The organism is Paraburkholderia phenoliruptrix (assembly GCF_019511605.1).
In the GTDB taxonomy this organism is placed as follows: Bacteria; Pseudomonadota; Gammaproteobacteria; order Burkholderiales; family Burkholderiaceae; genus Paraburkholderia; species Paraburkholderia phenoliruptrix_A.
In genome coordinates, this window is the sequence record NZ_JAEUAV010000013.1 from 26970 (window position 1) to 44338 (window position 17369).

At 63.7% G+C, this 17369-nt stretch carries 14 protein-coding genes; 8 read left to right on the forward strand and 6 right to left on the reverse strand.

Annotated elements, in window-relative coordinates:
- Window positions 1–760 precede the first annotated feature (760 nt).
- From JNB89_RS17455 to JNB89_RS17465, 3 genes are all read left to right on the forward strand, one after another.
- The gene (locus tag JNB89_RS17455) at window positions 761–2830 is read left to right on the forward strand and encodes a hypothetical protein (RefSeq protein ID WP_220363110.1); all 2070 of its coding nucleotides are present in this window, start codon (window positions 761–763) and stop codon (window positions 2828–2830) included.
- Between the two features lie 148 nt (window positions 2831–2978).
- Window positions 2979–3431 carry a GDP-mannose mannosyl hydrolase gene (locus JNB89_RS17460; RefSeq protein WP_220363111.1) on the forward strand — a complete coding sequence of 151 codons (453 nt, stop codon included), beginning with the start codon at window positions 2979–2981 and terminating at the stop codon, window positions 3429–3431.
- 128 nt (window positions 3432–3559) lie between these two features.
- Window positions 3560–5941, forward strand: a complete 2382-nt coding sequence (locus tag JNB89_RS17465; RefSeq protein WP_220363112.1) for an RICIN domain-containing protein — start codon at window positions 3560–3562, stop codon at window positions 5939–5941.
- A gap of 52 nt (window positions 5942–5993) precedes the next feature.
- Here the strand turns inward: JNB89_RS17465 and JNB89_RS17470 are convergent, their stop codons facing one another.
- The 5 genes from JNB89_RS17470 to JNB89_RS17490 all read right to left on the reverse strand — a co-directional run bounded on the left by JNB89_RS17470 (window position 5994) and on the right by JNB89_RS17490 (window position 12504).
- Window positions 5994–7079 (reverse strand): glycosyltransferase family 4 protein, encoded by a 1086-nt coding sequence (locus JNB89_RS17470; RefSeq protein ID WP_220363113.1) that lies wholly within the window; start codon window positions 7077–7079, stop codon window positions 5994–5996.
- A 488-nt stretch (window positions 7080–7567) separates the two neighbouring features.
- Window positions 7568–9049: an MFS transporter gene (locus JNB89_RS17475; protein WP_220363114.1), complete on the reverse strand. Its 1482-nt coding sequence runs from the start codon at window positions 9047–9049 to the stop codon at window positions 7568–7570.
- 82 nt (window positions 9050–9131) lie between these two features.
- Complete coding sequence (locus JNB89_RS17480) at window positions 9132–10391, reverse strand: CaiB/BaiF CoA transferase family protein (RefSeq protein WP_220363115.1); 1260 nt, start codon at window positions 10389–10391, stop codon at window positions 9132–9134.
- Window positions 10388–11383, reverse strand: a complete 996-nt coding sequence (locus JNB89_RS17485; RefSeq protein WP_220363116.1) for a hydroxymethylglutaryl-CoA lyase — start codon at window positions 11381–11383, stop codon at window positions 10388–10390. The genes JNB89_RS17480 and JNB89_RS17485 overlap by 4 nt, the downstream gene beginning before the upstream one ends.
- Window positions 11384–11610: 227 nt before the next feature.
- Window positions 11611–12504 (reverse strand): LysR substrate-binding domain-containing protein, encoded by an 894-nt coding sequence (locus JNB89_RS17490; protein ID WP_013338168.1) that lies wholly within the window; start codon window positions 12502–12504, stop codon window positions 11611–11613.
- Between the two features lie 268 nt (window positions 12505–12772).
- Here JNB89_RS17490 and JNB89_RS17495 point away from each other — a divergent pair, with 268 nt between their 5' ends.
- A complete protein-coding gene (locus tag JNB89_RS17495; protein ID WP_220363117.1) occupies window positions 12773–13432 on the forward strand; it encodes a LysE family translocator in 660 nt (219 codons plus the stop codon).
- Between the two features lie 199 nt (window positions 13433–13631).
- A complete protein-coding gene (locus tag JNB89_RS17500; RefSeq protein ID WP_013338166.1) occupies window positions 13632–14420 on the forward strand; it encodes a sulfite exporter TauE/SafE family protein in 789 nt (262 codons plus the stop codon).
- Between the two features lie 24 nt (window positions 14421–14444).
- Here the strand turns inward: JNB89_RS17500 and JNB89_RS17505 are convergent, their stop codons facing one another.
- Window positions 14445–14693, reverse strand: coding sequence for a hypothetical protein (locus JNB89_RS17505; protein WP_013338165.1), 249 nt, complete (start codon window positions 14691–14693; stop codon window positions 14445–14447).
- Window positions 14694–15081: 388 nt separating this feature from the next.
- Between JNB89_RS17505 and JNB89_RS17510 the strand changes: the two genes are divergently transcribed.
- Genes JNB89_RS17510 through arsN2 form a run of 3 tightly spaced genes read left to right on the forward strand, consistent with a single transcriptional unit; the run spans window position 15082 to window position 17357 of the window.
- Window positions 15082–15414, forward strand: coding sequence for an ArsR/SmtB family transcription factor (locus JNB89_RS17510; RefSeq protein ID WP_220363118.1), 333 nt, complete (start codon window positions 15082–15084; stop codon window positions 15412–15414).
- Window positions 15411–16520, forward strand: coding sequence for an ACR3 family arsenite efflux transporter (gene arsB, locus JNB89_RS17515; RefSeq protein ID WP_220363119.1), 1110 nt, complete (start codon window positions 15411–15413; stop codon window positions 16518–16520). The genes JNB89_RS17510 and arsB overlap by 4 nt, the downstream gene beginning before the upstream one ends.
- A gap of 9 nt (window positions 16521–16529) precedes the next feature.
- Window positions 16530–17357 carry an arsenic resistance N-acetyltransferase ArsN2 gene (gene arsN2 / locus JNB89_RS17520; protein ID WP_220363120.1) on the forward strand — a complete coding sequence of 276 codons (828 nt, stop codon included), beginning with the start codon at window positions 16530–16532 and terminating at the stop codon, window positions 17355–17357.
- Window positions 17358–17369: the final 12 nt, after the last annotated feature.

Below are 17369 nucleotides of genomic sequence, written 5' to 3' on the forward strand. Positions count from 1 at the left end.
CATCAACGGCCACGCCGGGGCCGACTCTGAGCAGTGCATCATAGCCACCACCCGTCCAGTATTTAGCCGCCATGACCGATAGTGCTGACATGTTGGCGCATTCACGGGAGTGGCCTGTCAGTGATTTACGGATATTCCGCCTTCACCGTATTGCACTGAATTAATTGCCGATTCCACATATCATTGAATTGGCGTTGTGCGAATGTTAGTGCAAACCCAAAGCCGATTTCGTTCGCCACCGCACACTGCATCGCTACTCAAAAAAGGGGGCTTACAGTCTGATCGTAAGGCGATTTGGCGGTAAAAAAGCAGATTTCTCCGGGAGAGCCCGCCTGCGACGAAGTTTTTCACCAGCCCCTGTATTTCCTGCGGAACTTGTCGCGTCTATTCCGGCTGATGATAGGCAGCGCGCACTTCAATAACGCGAAGCAGTGTCTAATATAGGCACTTCAGAGGCCGTTTCGGTTATTTAATTTCCTCTAATTGCACGCAATGAATATAAATACGGCGATTAATGTTTCAGTCCTGAAACATCGGAATAACAGCCGTAAAGGCGGCAGTGCAATTGACGGACCCAGGGCGCCGTTCGCAACGCGAGAGACGGTCCAAAACCGCCAGCGGATTGCCGAAATGCACTATGTGTCTGGCCCAACAGATGGCAACGGACGCTATCGCAAGGCGGCTCTGGCCTGGTGAACTAGCAGTTTGACGACGATCGCGCGACGCGACGCGACGCGACACTAACGGTACGGGGAAACATATGTCGATTTCGAGCAAGGACCGGGGACTGCGAAGCTTGATGATCCAACGGGCGATGCACGCACCGATACCTCGCGCCGCTTTGATGGCCGCAGCGCTCGCTTTTTCAGCGACTCGGGGCGAAGCGGCATCCGCCGCTGCGGGCGCATCGGCGGTGCGTGCCGATACCAAGGCGCAGTCGCAAGGTCAACGCCCGAGCCTGAGCTGCGTTGCGCCCTCGTCGCAAACACGCGCGGCTTCCAGTGGCGATCCGGTCGAAGCCGATACGCCCGGCGACGGCACGCGCCTTTTCGCCGCATCCAGGCCGTTCTCGCTTGTCTTCACGACGCGGGCGCCGCAATCCGACACGCTTAACTGGCAGATACGCGACACATGGAATGTAGTGCGCGCAAGTGGCAGCTTCAACGTTGCAGCCGGCGCGATATCGTCGACGCTCAGTTGCACCTCTACAGTGACGGGCTACTTTGCAGTGTCGGCATCGCTCCAGGCGGCACGTGGTCAGTTGGAATCGCGCGGCACACGCCCCGCGGGCATTGCCACCTTCGGCGTGCTGCCCGACACCGCGGCCGCATTGCCGGCCGTGCGCTTTCCGTACCAGGACCTGCATCGCTTCGGCGGCCAGGGCACCGCCTATCTCGCGCCCGGCCAGCATTGCTGCGACGGCGACGGCTACCGCCCGGTCTATACCGCGCTCGGTCTCACGTGGGCGAACGACAACCGCAACTGGTACATGGAAGAGCCCGACAAGTCCGGCACCTTCGATCCCGCAACGAAGCAGCTCGCGCCCTACTTGCAGCGCGGCGACATCATGCGTCTGATCCAGCTGGACGGCATTCCCAAATGGGCGAGCCCGACGTCTACACAAACCCACAGCTACGCGCCCACTTCGCTCGCCCAGATGAAGGAGTACATGGCAAAGGTCGGTACGGAGTCGAATCGCGTTCGCAGCACCTACTTCCCGACGCAGCGCGACAACTATTATCAGGTCACGTGGGAGCCCGACGCGGACGGCGGATTGCCGTGGCGCGATAGCGACGCCAATTTCATCGCGATGTATAAGGCGGTCTGGGAAGGCATCCACCGGACGGACGCGCATGCGGTAGTGATGGGCCTCACATATTCGTCCGTGCAGGGCAATGTGAAGTGGATGCGCCGCCTGGGACCGCTTGGCATCGGCCGCTATATGGACGGTATGACCGTGCACGGCTATTACGACATCGGCACGACACCGTCGCATCCGCCGGAGCGCGCGACGGACCCTCGCAACGAAGGCACCGTGCCAGGCGCGCTCGCGGCGTCCATGCGCGCGTTGCGCCACGAAATGCGGCAGTACCTGAAGCCTGGCGCGCCGCTGTTCGTCACCGAAACGGGCATTAGCTACGACATCGGCCAATCGTATGGCAAGAGCTATCCGAACGCCGACGTGCTGTACGCCCAGGCCGCGGTGGTCGCGCGCACGCATCTGATTCTGCTCGGCGAAGGTGCCGACATGACCTACGTGTTCTACCTCGCGGACATGCCGGACGCGGCGCCCGGATATGGCCTGTTCTTCGAGCTGGAGCACCCGAAGGGCGCCTATGGTCCGACGCGCATCAGTCCAAAGCCCGCGGCGCTCGCGGTGGCGGCCATGACACGCATTGTCGACGGAACGAATACGCTCGGGCCGCTCAAGGGCTTGCCAAACGGCATCTACGCCTACGCGTTTCGCCGGCTTGGCGGCGGCAAGGTGGTCACTGCGCTATGGACTCACGACAACGACAAGTGGAGTTCTAAAAGCGGATTCAACGCGGGGCAAAGTGCCGAATACCGCTTGCGGGTCGACGCGCGAGGCACGAGCGGCGAAGTGACGGCGCTGGACATGATGGGCAACGCGTCCATCGTTCCGTATCGCGACGGCGTCGCGAACCTGACGCTGTCCCCTGCGCCCATATACGTGGTGTCAAATAACGCCGACGTATTCAAAGACGCGGTCACCACACCGGAAGGTTACGTCGTGCGTGACAAAGCCGAGCCGACGCCGCAAGCCGCAAGCGGTCCGGCTCGCCATGCCACAGGCGCGATAGCTAGGTAGCGCACAGACAACCGCCATCGCTGAAGTTAGCATCTGTCTCGACGCGCTCAAGCCGCTCTGACCCGCGACGACAACAACCGCGGCGACGATTAGCCGCTCGCGCCATTAACACCACCACGGGGCACAACGCCCACGCTCAGGAATGGATATGCTGACGCAGCTCGACTTCCTTGACGTTGTTCGTCTCACACCACTCGTCTCGATCGACCTGATAGTTAGCGATCCTGACGGACGCATTCTGATAGGCCACCGCCGCAACCGGCCTGCGCAGGGCACATGGTTCGTTCCGGGCGGCCGCATTCTCAAGGACGAGACACTCGACGCCGCGTTCTCGCGCATTGCCGATGCCGAACTCGGCGTGCCGAGGCTCGCACGTTCGTCCGCGCGATTCGAGGGCGTCTTCGAGCATCACTACAGCGACAACTTTGCAGGCGAGTCTGGCGTCTCGACGCATTACATCGTGCTGGCCTATGCGTTGTCGCTTGCGGACACGCAACGACTCGGCCGGCTCGATCAGCACAACGGCTACCTATGGCTCACGCCCGCCGAATTACTGGTACGCGATGACGTGCACGACAACACCAAGGCCTATTTCCGCTGATACCGCCGCATGCGCCCGCCTATGCGCGAGATGCAGGCTTGCGTAATTGGCCGCAGTGTTAGCCCGGTAACGTCAGAACATCAGATCATTAAAGTATGATCGGGCCAAACATAACGGCTCGAATCCACATGCGATTATCGGCGAAGAGGCTTGCGCGGAGTGCATGCGTTGCGCTCATCGCGCTGCTTTCCCTGACTCTGTTTCCGGCGGCGGCGCGCGCGGCGAACTGCAACGCGGGTACGCTCGTCACTGTGGTTGCCCATCTCGACGACGACCTGCTTTTCATCGATCCCGCGATTAGCGAGCGCCTCGATGCGGGATGGTGTATCACCACCGTGCATCTGATCGGAGGCGCAAACGGCGCGAACTTCTCCTATGTGCTGACGCGCGAGCAGGCCTCGCGGCTCGCTTATGCACGCATGGCCGGCGTGCCTGACGTGTGGGACGAGTCCAACGTCGAGGTCGCCGGCAAGCTGGTGCATCAAATGGTATTGAAGGCGAAGCCGCAGGTTCGCCTGCTCGAACTGCGGCTGCCCGGTGGCGGCGTGCGCGGCGGCCGCGAGCCGCTCAGCCTGCTATGGGAACAGCGCGCCACGCTGTCCACCTACCCCATGAACACCGACGGTTCCGCGCGCATGAAATACGACAGGGGTGCACTGTCAGCCACCTTGAAGTCGATCCTCTCAGAGGCGTCGCAGATCTACACGCTCAATCCGGACACCGTACCGTTCATCGAGCATCCGGACCACATCTTTGCGGCGCGCATTACGCGTCATGTTGCGCAGACGCTTCACAAGAACGTGCCGATCGTCTATCACGTCACATACCCGACCGGCGGCTGGCCAGGCAACCTTCCTGCCGCCGAAGTGCAACGCAAGCGCGATATCGTCGCGAGCTACTTTGCTATCGACGGCAGCGAGTCCTCGCATGTATTCGGCGAGTTCCAATGGGACGGCAACTGGATCGCGCGACGCTATGCGTTCGCGGACCGCAGCGATCGCCGCGCGCCGGACTTTGAGGCGCGGCCGGTCAAGCTATTCAATGTTGCGACGAACCGCTGTGTAAGCGCCAACGGGATCGGCGAGGCACCTACGCTCGCCGCATGCAATGGATCGCCAGCACAGCAATGGCGGTGGGAACCGGTCACGGCCTATCCCGGCAACGCGCGCAATGCTGCGCTGGTGAGCGTGGCCACGTCGCAATGCATTGCAGAACGCGACGGTTTTCTACGCGCGGAAAGCTGCGATCAGTGGGATATCGCGCAACGGTGGACGCCGTGGGACTTCGGGCTCGTCTATACGCCAATGCGTCACTGCCTGGGCGAGAATCGCGGCAAGCTGACCATGCGCGGCTGCACCTCGCTCACCACGCGCTACCGCTGGGCAACGACGCAGCGCATCCAAGCCAACGATCTGCGGCTCGCCACCGCAATGTATGGCGACGTGACAGGCACAGGCGCCACGTCCGCCGTTTATGTGCAAAGACAGCATGACGGTCCCGGCTTCGGGGTCTATGCAGCGTCGCTCGAAAAGAAACAGGCGCCTGCGCTGTGGTATTCGGCTTCGGTGCCGTTCAACCCGCGCGCCACCACACCGAGCTGTGCCGGCGACACGCTCTGCTTTGACAGCGCGCGGTTTCTGCTCGGCGATTTCGATGGCGACGGCAAGGCGGATCTGATGGTCGTGACCGCGCGCGAGAACGGCACCGCGTTCTGGCTGCTGCGCAGCGCGGGCGATCGCTTCGAGGCGCCGCGCCTGTGGCTGCAAACGAGCCCCGCATTCAAGCCCGAACTGACGCAGCAATACGTGGCCGCCGACTTCACCGGAACCAACAGAGCCAGTGTGCTGATTGCACAGAAGCGCACCGATCGCGGCCTCGACTTGTGGATTGCATCGTCGAACGGTGTGACAGGCACCGCGCCTACACGCGCCGCCGAAGCGACTGGCCTCGCGCAAAACGCCATGCTGCTGCCGTTCGGCAAGGCAGGTTCGCGCTCGTCGCTCATCGCGCTCGAGGCGGTGCAGCAACGCGTATCGGTCAGCGTGATTGCGAACGACGCCGGGCGCATGACCATCGGCGAACGCAGGATGTTGCCGGCGGATTTCGCACCCGGCTTCGTCAAAGCGGCCATTGCTGCCGCGCACGGCGAGCATCCCGACTCGCTCATGTTGCTCACCCCGCGTCTCGTGGGCACGGACGCCGGGGCGCTGATCGACATCGCCTCGCTCGACATTGTCAACCCGACGGCCGTGCCCGTGCAGGTGGCTTCGCTACAAGGCATGTCATGGTCGGATGTGTTTCCTGCCTATGTGCAGGACAAGCATGGCGCGGCGCTCGTGGTCTTCCGGAGGATGGACGCCACGCTCGGCGATTTCTACTTCACAGGAGGCGCTCCGGCGTTGTCACGCTATCCGCTGACAGGCAATCTCGCGGCAGGCACGCCGCAGGACCTGGGCGAAATGCCGGGGCTTTTCTCGGAGACAGTACGAATCGACCGGCTTACGCAATAACGGCGATAACGGCGATAACGACAATAACGCCCGCGCGGCCGGTCGATCACTTTCAGGCAGATACTCGCAGCGGCTGCGCAAACTTGCGCACGATGGACATGTAGCGGTCCGCGGTGTCATGCAGCGTATAACCCGCAAGCTGCCGATGCGCGCGCGGCGTATTCAGTGCATTGACGAGCGCATGGCCGTAAGCTTGTGCGTCGGTCGTGTCGACCAGACTCACGCCGGCAAAGTTGCTCGCAAAACCGAACGAAGGAATACGGTTTGCCACTACCGGAATGCCGGACGCCAGTGCCTCGAGAAAGCCAATGCTCTGCGCTTCGAAGCGCGAGGGCATCGCAAACACACGCGACGAGCGCAACACTGCGGCAACGTCGGAGCGCGGTCCGCATACGCTGACCTTGCTTTCGAGACCAAGCTGCCTGACGAGCTCGACCACTGCGCGGTGGTAATCGAGCTCTTCGACTACGCCGCACAGCAGCAGACGCGCATCCGGCTCCACCTGCAGCACGCGCTGGAATGCGCGAACCGTATCGAGCTGGCTCTTTCCCTCTATGTACCGGCCGAGCTGAACAATTTGCTTCGGCGGCACCGCGCTGTCGCGCGAGGGCGAAGCCTCGTTCGCGGCGAAGAGCGACGCGTCCACACCGTTAGGAATCACAACCATTGACGGATGCTTGCCGATTTCGCGCATGTAGTCGTCGATATTCTGCTGCGATACGCCGATAACGGCGCTCGCCCGGCGCGACAGCAGCCGCTCCGCCCGCTTGAGCGCGCCGTTTTCGAAGTCGTTGACGCCCGAGTGCATCACCCAGGCAATCGGCGTTTGCACCGGCAGCAGGCGCACATACAGCGCCGCCAGCGTGGCGTGCGCAATGATGAAATCGGGTCGAAACTCGCGCACCACCCGGTACAGGTGCATTAGTTTGCCGACGCGGCCGTGGCGCACGCCGGGAAAGCGGCACATCACGCCGGCCGCATTGAGCTCCGCACGAATATCGGCGAAATCGTCCTGCTGCGGCAGCAGCGATGTCATACAGACATCATGCCCGGCCCGCTGGTGGTGAATGGCAAGACCTTTTACGAGTACTTCTGCCCCGGACAATCGTGGTGCGTGAACCAGTTGAAGAATCCTCACGATTTATCTCTCTAGTGACCGCCCGCCTTGCAGCGGCCAGATGAGCTCGTCTCGTGAACTGCGGCTCACGTGGCGCCCTCATCCGATAGTTGGTATATGGCGCGTGCCTGCAGCGGCGCGCGTCGTTTCCGAAACCCGCGACTCGCCGGTAAGCTGGTGCGCCGGCTGTTGTCGCCAGAAAACGTTACACCGAACATCCTGCAAATTTGCGCCAAGGCCAAGACCTCTTCGGCTGTGAAGTGAGCGCTATCGCCCACTCGTCACGCGAATCTGCGCTGGTTGTCCGTCACCGATCCAAACGGCCTCATGAGCGTACCGCAGCAGTGGCGGAGATAAGCGAGCGTTAGCGCACATTGGATGTAAGGATGATCGTCGCAAGGCAAAGCGACAGCATAAAAAAGCGTCAGCTAACCCATGCGCTTTCATGTCGAGGCATGGGCCGGCTGACGCGATCTGCTGGTGCGGGCAGGGTTCCCGCGCGACGCGCTCTACTTCGAAATGTCCTCCAGCGCGACGTCGCGCGTCTTCGGTCCCAATGTGCCGATGGCCAGCATCACGATCACCATTGCGCTGCAGATGAACGCGAACACGCCGGGCACGCCGAACTCCCGCAAACATGCCGCAATCACGAACGCGGAGAAAATCGCGGAGAGGCGGCTCCACGAATAGACGAAGCCGACTGCGCGCGCCCGTATGCTGGTTGGAAAAAGCTCGGCCTGATATGCGTGATAGCTATACGAAATGATATTGCCGGCCAGCACGAGGCACACACCCAGGCTGACAAGCAGCACCGTCTCGCGTGCCTGGCTAAAGAGCAGCCCGCACACCACGTTCACCGCCGCCATGCAGATGATCACGGTCTTGCGCTCGAAGCGGTCCGCAATCAGCAAGCCCAGCAGCGGACCCAGCGGCGCCGCTATTGCGATGATGCTCGCGTACATCAGGCTCGTCGTCACGGTAATGCCCTGCTTGATCAGCAACGTCGGAATCCAGTTCGCGAAGCCGTAGTAACCCATTGTCTGAAACACGTGGAAGATGATCAGCATCAGCGTGCGCTTGCGATACGGCGGCACGAGCAGATCGCGGAACACAGCGCGCGCCCGCACCGGCTCGGGCAAGGCCGGCTCCGGCAACGCACGCCCGTATTCGCGCTCGACTCGCGCTTCGAGCCGCGTCATGATTGCATCTGCTTCGTCGATGCGGCCTTTTTGCGCAAGCCAGCGCGGACTCTCGGGCAAACCGAGGCGAATCCACCACACGAAGACTGCGCCGACCACGCCGGTCAACACTACGAGCCGCCAGCCTTCGAGGCCGAAGTACTGATGCGGCACCAGCAGATACGAGAGAAACGCGACGATGGGCACCGCGCAGAAACCGACCGCCTGCGAGCAGGCGGACGCACGGCCGCGCAGATGCTTCGGCACGAGTTCGGAGATGTACGTGCCGATCGTCACGATTTCCACGCCAATGCCGATGCCCGCAATGAAGCGCCACACGTTGAGCCCGAGCGCCGTGTCCTGAAACGCCATGACGATGTTCGCCGCCGTGTACCAGAGCAGCGACCACGTGAAGATTGCGCGCCGCCCGAAGCGGTCCGCCAGAAAGCCGCACACGGCCGTGCCGACAAAAAGCCCCGCGAATAGTGCCGCAATGAAGCTCGCTACGCCGCTGGTGCCAAAGAGGCCACGCGTGGTCGCTGAGAGAATGCCGCTCTTCACGAGTCCGGGCGCGATATAGCCGGAAAACATCAGGTCGTACAGTTCGAAGAAGAGGCCGAGGCTCAGCAGCATCACCAGCTTCCAGATGGAACGCGTGGCAGGCAGGCGGTCGAGCCGCGCCGAGATGCGCGCGCCGCCCAGTGCGATTTCCTCGGCGCGGCTGTCCGCCGACGCGCCGCTGCCCGCAGGCAAACCGAGTGCGCCGGCGTCGCCGAGCGCTGTTGCGTACACCGCCTGATTCGACGATTTCATCGTCTGTCTCCTTGAATGCCGGTCTCTCGCCGGATAAGCCAAATTGATCTGTGGTCTGCGCGAGACGCGCTCGCGAATCGACTTAAGCCGCTGCGCGCGGCGTCTCTCCCGAACCGTCCGTCGGCGATGTGGCGGACACAATGGACGCTATCTGCGCGTCGTCATAGCCGAGTCCGCGCAGCACGTCTGCCGTGTGCTCACCGATCTTCGCGATCGGCTGACGCGGCTGCAAACGCGCGCCGTCTATCGAAATGGGCAACAAGGGCATGGCCGTTTCGCTGCCGTCGTCGAGCGTGAGACGCGCAAGGCCGCCGCTTGCATTCAGATGCGGATCGTCGAACAGTTCTTCGGGCTTCACGATTGAGGCGAACGGAATATGGTTCCGCTCGAACTGCGGCGCGAGCGCCGCGCCTTCGAACTGACGCAGCGTTTCGCCAAGCGTCTGCAACAGCCATGAGCGCGCGAGCACGCGGTCGTTGTTGGTCGCAAGGCGTGCATCGGCGAGCAGGTCCGCGCGGCCCAGAATGCCGCACAACGCGCGCCATTGACCGTCGCCGGTCGCGGCAATGAACATCTGCTCATCGTTGGCGAGCGTGAATACGTCGTACACCGCCCATGCGCTGATGCGCTCCGGCATCGGCGCGGGCGCCACGCCCGTTGCCGCATATTGCTGCATGTGCTGGGCCGAGAGCAGCACGCAGTTCTCGAAGAGCGCGCTCTGCACTTCCTTGCCACGCCCGCTTGCGTGCCGTTCATGCAGCGCGGCGAGCACACCGATCGCGCCGAACATGCCGCCCATGATGTCGTTCACCGAACTGCCGGCGCGCAGCGGACGGCCCACGGGACCGGTCATGTACGCGAGGCCTGCCATCATCTGCACGACTTCGTCGAGTGCGAGGCGCTGTTCATACGGACCGTTGAGAAAGCCCTTGTGCGATACGTAGATGAGCTTCGGGTTGCGCTCGCGCAGCGACGCATAGTCGAGGCCGAGGCTCGCCATGCGTCCCGGCTTGAAGTTCTCGACGAACACATCGGCGCTGTCGACCAGCGCGTGCAATGCGGCAAGTCCCGCGTCGCTGTCGAGATCGAGCGCAACGCTTTTCTTGTTGCGATTGAAGGTGCGGAAAAAGCCCGCACCCGTACCGAGCAAACGGCGCGTGCCGTCGCCGCGCGGCGGCTCGACCTTGATCACTTCCGCGCCAAGGTCGCCGAGAATCATCCCGCACGTCGGGCCCATTACCATATGCGAGAGCTCGATCACACGAATGCCGGCAAGCGGCAACGCGTTCTGCGACGCATCGGAACCGGCAGCGGCAGTCACGGCAGAGGTAGAGGCGTTCATTGCAGCACCTGCGAACGGAAAGAGATGGAAGCGTCGGCGTGTTGCGCATGCGCGAACTGCTTCGGCACACCGGCGCGCGCGAGATAACCGTAAAGCGGCTCACCCGGCAATGCGTCGGCGAGCACCTCGCGCGAGGCCAGCAGTCGCGTGAGGTCGATACCCGTGTCGTAGCCCATGCTGTCTAGCATGAACACGAGGTCTTCGGTGTTGACGTTGCCCGTGGCGCCAGGCGCGTGCGGACAGCCGCCGAGCCCTGCAAGAGACGCGTCGAATTCTCGGATGCCGTGTTGCAGCGCAATCAGCGTATTCGCGAGGCCGAGCCCGCGCGTGTCGTGCAAATGCAGCGCGCGCAGCCTGTCGCCGGCTACGTCGCGCACGAGTTCGATAATCTCGCCCACCTGGCGCGGCGTCGCTTCGCCGGTCGTGTCGCCGAGCGCGATCTCATCGGCGCCTGCATTCACGGCGGCGCGCGCAATGGCAGCGACGTCGTCATAAGGCACCGCGCCTTGCAGCGTGCAGCCGAATACCGTCGACAAACCGGCGATCAGCTCGACATGTCCCGCGCGCGGATTCGACGCGTGGCGCGCCGCACTGTCGATGGCCGCGCGCATGTCCGCGAACGCATCAATCATTTCAGCCGGGGTTTTGCGCACGTTCGCGAGGCTATGCGCGGTGCTCACCGAAATGGGCGCAACGATGCGATGCACGCCCGCTTCGAGCGCTCGTTGCGCGCCCTTGAGATTCGGCACGAGCGCAGTCACGATCAGGTCGTCATAAGTGAGCGCGTGGGCGATCACCTCGTCGGCGTCGGCCATTTGCGGCAGCAGCCTGGCCGGTACGAACGACGCCACTTCCATATGCCGCACGCCGGCTGCATACGCGGCGTCTATCCAGCGGCGCTTGAATCCGGTGGGCATGACGCGCGCGATGCTCTGCAAGCCGTCGCGCATGCCGACTTCGGTCACGACAACGCGCTCCCTCGTATCACTCATGGTTTAAGTCCTGCGAAATAGGCGGAAAATGAAGCACGGGTCACAGCGTGCCTGCGCGAGCGCGCATCGCAAAGTCTGCGTTGACGAAGCACTCCATCGCCGTTGACGATGGCTCGCGAAGCAAGCGCGACGGGCCTGCGAGCGCGCAAAGGGGAAACCCTTAAGGGCTTTTCACAAGGAGCGCGGCGCGGCGCGCGAAGTCCGAACGGGGCAAGATCCGCGAGCGCTCAGACAGAGGCGAGCAGGTGCGCGAGCAGATGCGACGCGGCAAGCGTCAGCGCGCCACGGTCGCGCACGCAGATCACGAAGCGCCGCTCGGCCCATGCCTCGCGCAGCGGCACCGCGACGATGCCGTATTCGTCGGCGGCATGGCGGGGCAGCGCCTCGCCCGGCAGAATCGCCACCGCAAGGCCGGCCTGGATGAAGCGATACGCAGCGTCGAACGTCGACACATAGGTGCGGTAGTTCAGCTCACGTCCTTTCTCGGCGGCGATACGCTGCATCAGCGCATTGACCGACGCATTCGAAGAGAGCCCGAGATGATCGTAGGCGAGCGTCTGTTCGAAGCCGACGCTCGCCTCGCCAGCAAGCGGATGACCGCGCGGCACGATCAGCGCGAGATGGTCCGCGCGATACGGCAGCGCGTCGAGACTACCCATCGGCACGACGTCGCGGCAGATGCCGAGATCTGCAACGCCTTCCTCGAGCCCGCGCACGATCTCCGCGCTCACGCGCTCTTCCACATCCACGCGAATCTGCGGATTGGCCTTCAAAAACTCGGACAGCGCCTCGGGCAGGAATTCCACCATCGACGACACGTTCGCGAGCACTCGCACATGCCCGCGCGCGCCGGCTGCATACTGGCTGAGTTCGGCCTGCATGCGCTCATGGCCGCGCATGATGAGCCGGGCGTGGCGCAACAGCGCCTCGCCCGCGGCGGTGGCGCGCACGCCGCGCTGACTGCGCGAGAGCAGCGCGACTTCGACGAGCGCCTCCAGATCGGCAAGCCGTTTGCTGACCGCCGAAGGCGCGATGAACTCGCGCTCAGCAGCGCGCGCAATGGTGCCTTCCTCGCACACGGCGATGAACAAGCGCAACGTCACCTGATCGATCTGCCACATGCGGACGGCTCCAGGAATCGAGTGGGAAATGGAGTAGGAAAATGGGTGCAGAAAATTATGCCCGAGTATGCGCGGCGAACGCAGAGATCCCAGGGTATCCACGGTCAATCGCCAGGCGTCGGCTGCAGGCTTGCTCAAGGCAGCGGCTATGGCTATGCTGAGCGATGCTCGCGGGACGAGCGGCGCCTCGCGTCGAGCCGCCCCACGGCGGTGGCGCACAGGCGCGCCGCGACACACTGTCCATCACAACAAGCCAACGGAACCTGTCATGTCCATGACCAGCCTCTTTTTCACCGCCGCCGGCGTCGGCCTCGCGATTGCCGCGCCGGTCGGGCCCATGGGCATGCTGTGCATCCGCCGCACGCTGACTGGCGGGCCGCGCGCCGGGCTCGCCATCGGCCTCGGCATTGCGAGCGGAGATGCCTTCTACGGGCTGATTGCGGCGCTTGGGCTCGTCAGCATCTCGCAGTTCATGCTGGCTTACGACCGGCCGCTGCATCTGCTCGCCGGCCTGTTCCTGCTCTACCTCGGCTTGCGCACTTTATGGCAGAAGGCGCCCGCCGACACCGCGAACGGCGAACTGAACGGCAATGGCAGCAGCAACGGCAAGCTCGCGCAAGTGGGCCGCGCAGGCGCGCTGCGCGCGTACGCGAGCTCACTGCTGCTTACGCTGACCAACCCGCAAACGGTAATCATGTTCGCCGCGCTCTTCACCACGCTCGCGCCGCGCGGCGCGTTCTCGTCGGCCATTGCGCTGACCACGGTCGGCGGCGTGTTCTGCGGCTCGATCGCATGGTGGTGCTTCCTCGTGACGGTGGTGTCGCTCGCGCGCCATGCTATCGGCAGCAAGCTGCGGCTCGCGATCGACCGGCTCGTCGGCATCATGCTGGCGGCGTTCGGCGTGGTGGAGATTCGCCGCGCGCTGTGAGCCGGGCGCCGCGCGCAGCGTGCGCGGCACTCGCGCCTTCCCGCATTCCGTACGCTTTGGCTTCAGTTTTGCGACAATAGCGCCTTTCGCCGCGCCGGGCGCAGCCTTCCTTCCAGTTTGCCGATCCGCGTCGGCGCTTAAGGCACGCGCGCCGCCCGTGCCTTAACCGTCAATCCACCGACCGCCAGCGGTCTCTTCAATGGCTCTTCCGCATATCGATCTGCTGTATTCCGTCTCCGGCCTCTTTGTCGGCTTCCTGGTCGGGCTGACGGGCGTAGGCGGCGGCTCGCTGATGACCCCGATCCTGGTACTCTTGTTCAACGTGCATCCGGCCACCGCGGTCGGCACCGACCTGCTGTACGCGGCCGCCACCAAGGCGACCGGCACGCTGGTGCACGGCCTGAAAGGCTCCGTCGACTGGCAGGTCACGCTGCGGCTTGCCGCCGGCAGCGTACCGGCGGCCACTGTCACGCTGCTGCTATTGCACCGCTACGGCATGGACACGCCGGGCGCGAGCCGGCTGATCCAGCTCGTGCTGGGCGCCGCGCTGCTGGTCACGGCGGTGGCGCTGGTGTTCCGCCCGCAGCTCGCGGCGCTCGGCGCACACCGGCGGCGCGCTCCGACCCAGGGACGCACGCTCCTCCTCACCATGCTGACAGGCGCCATGCTCGGCGTGCTGGTGTCGCTCACTTCGGTGGGCGCGGGCGCCATCGGCGTGACGGTCTTGCTACTGCTTTATCCGATGCTGCCGACCACGCGCATCGTCGGCTCGGACATTGCGCATGCGGTGCCGCTCACGCTGCTGGCGGGCGCGGGCCATTGGCTGCTCGGCTCCGTGGACTGGTCGATGCTGCTGTCGCTGCTGCTCGGCTCGCTGCCGGGCATCGCGGTGGGCAGCATGCTGTCCGCGCGCGCGCCGGATGCGCTGCTGCGCAATCTGCTTGCCGCCACGCTCACGCTGGTCGGCCTGCGTCTCGTCGTGGCCTGACGGCGCGAAGCCCGCCCGTCGCCGTCACTTGAAAAAGCGGCAGGTGAGATCGGCCTCGAACTGCCGGACCCACTGGCCGTGGCTGTCATAGTAGGACTGCGCCCAGCCGCCGCGCCGCACGGTGACGAGTCGCTCGTGGGCGGCGTCGACGGGATCGGCATGAATGCTGATGTCGAAATGCGCGGGCGCGAAGCCGTGCCGCGCGCAGACCAGTTCGAAGGCGGCGCGGTCGTCGATGGGCAGGTCGGTATAGCGCAGGGCCGTGGTTTGCATGGCGGTCACTCCGTGTCTTCACGCACACAGTACGCCTTGGGCGGCGACGGAAATGTGTCGTCGCGCACAATCGGACAACGGCGCCCGGCGCGCAGCGGCGGCGTGTGCTCCCACCATCATCGCCGCTTCAAAAATCGTCTGGCGGAAAACAAAAAAAGCTTCGGCCGCCTGAACCGTTGTCGACCTGAAAGCTGATGCGGTCAGCCGCGGCGCAAGAAGCCGGTCCACGTGCCGTTTGGTCCGGGGCGGTCAGTGACGGGCTGGCATTCTGACGCTCCGGCCCGTTGCGCCGCGACCCGCAACGCAAATCGGCTTGCCGGCATCGCGCCACCAGCCTTTAATTCGATATTTCTTGAAATAACGAAGCCAACCGTTTTATGATGCGGTCATGGACTCAAACCTGGTGGTACGCGCGCTCGGCGCGCTCGCTCATGAATCGCGGCTCGCCATCTTCCGCGCACTGGTGGTCGCCGGCCCAGAGGGGCTGCCCGCAGGCGAGATTGCGCAGCAACTCGGACTGTCTCCGTCGAGCCTGTCGTTTCATCTGAAGGACCTTTCTCATGCCGGACTTGTCACGGGTCAGCAGCAAGGGCGCTTTATCTACTACTCGGCCAACTTCGACGCAATGAACGGACTAATCGGGTTTCTTACCGAGAATTGCTGCGCGGGCGGGGCGTGTGATGCAGTCGCCGCGCCGCAATGCCGGGGAGCGGCGACATGACGCGCGGCGACGACGCCCGCATTGCGGCACCGCCCGCGAGCAGCCCGGATCGGACAGCAAGCGACTCCCGAACAACCCGTATCGGCTTCTTCGAGCGCTATCTGACGGTGTGGGTCGCGCTTTGCATCGTGACAGGCATCGTGCTCGGGCATTGGCTGCCGGCCGTGTTCCAGACCATCGGTCGCACGGAGCTGGCGCATGTCAACGTTCCCGTCGGAGTGCTGATCTGGGTCATGGTCATACCGATGCTGATCAAGATCGACTTCGGTGCAATGGCTCAGGTAAAGGCGCACTGGCGCGGCATTGGCGTGACGCTGTTCGTCAACTGGCTAATCAAGCCTTTTTCGATGGCGCTGCTTGGCTGGATTTTCGTCCGGCATGTTTTCGCAGCATGGTTGCCGGCGGCGCAACTGGACAGCTACGTCGCAGGACTGATCCTGCTGGCCGCGGCGCCATGCACCGCGATGGTTTTTGTCTGGTCGCAGCTTTGCAAGGGTGACCCGTACTTCACGCTCTCGCAGGTGGCATTGAACGACGCGATCATGGTCGTGGCGTTCGCGCCGATTGTTGCGCTACTGCTTGGCCTGTCCGCGATCACGGTGCCGTGGGACACGCTGCTCACTTCGGTGGGCGTTTATATCGTGATCCCGGTGGTCATCGCGCAGATCATGCGTCGCCGGCTGCTGCGATCCGGCGCGGCTCAGTTCGAACGCACCGTCGCCCGACTAGGTCCGTATTCGATCGGCGCGCTGCTAACAACCCTCGTGCTGTTATTCGCATTCCAAGGCCAGGCCATTATCGGCGAGCCGCTAGTAATCGCAATGCTCGCGGTGCCGATCCTGATCCAGGTCTTCGTGAACTCCGGTCTGGCCTATCTGCTGAACCGCAAACTCGGCGTCGCGCACTGCGTTGCCGGTCCGTCCAGCCTGATCGGCGCGAGCAACTTCTTCGAGCTCGCCGTGGCAACCGCCATCAGCCTGTTTGGCTTCGAGTCCGGCGCAGCGCTGGCAACGGTGGTCGGCGTACTGATCGAGGTGCCTGTCATGCTGCTGGTGGTCGGCGTCGTGAACCGTTCCCAGCATTGGTATGAAACCCGAACCCGTTGAGCACAAACGATGAGTGTGACGATCTATCACAATCCCGACTGCGGCACGTCGCGCAACGTGCTCGCGCTGCTGCGCGAGGCCGGCGAGAATCCGCAGGTCATCGAGTATCTGCGTAATCCGCCCGATCGGGCGACGCTCGAGCGCCTGATAGCGGACAGCGGAATGGCCGTACGGGATGTCCTCCGGAAGAAGGGAACGCCCTACGAGGAACTCGGCCTCGGCAACTGCGCGCTGAGCGACGCGCAACTGATCGATGCAATGCTCGCGCACCCGGTTCTGATCAACCGGCCTATCGTTGTCACGCCGCGCGGCACACGCCTGTGCCGGCCCTCAGACGCAGTGGCCGGCCTGCTCGCGAACCCGCCGCAGCGCGAGATACTGAAGGACAAAGGTGTGCCTTTCATCGTTGCTCGTCGCATTGCAGGCGACCACGCTGGATTGGCGCAAGCTCTGCGCGATGCGCGGCTTCCCACCGATGACCTGAACGAAGCGGGCCGCTCGTTCTTCACCTTCTCGACACTGGCAGGCTCGCATGTCGGCTATGGTGGCTTCGAGCAATGCGGTTGCGATGCGCTCGTGCGCTCGCTTGTCGTGTTGCCGGAGCATCGCGGCAAAGGCATCGGACGAAACATGCTCGCGGTGCTGTTGCGTGAGGCGTTCGACGCGGGCGCACGGACCGCGTGGCTGCTCACACTGAACGAACGCGCGTTTTTTGAAAAGTCCGGTTTCAAGCCTGTCAGCCGCGACGCGGCCCCGGCGTCGATACTCGCCACACGCCAGGCAGCCAGTTTGTGTCCGTCGAGCGCCGTGCTGCTGTCGCGCGCGATCACCCTCTAACCGCTCTTGCGA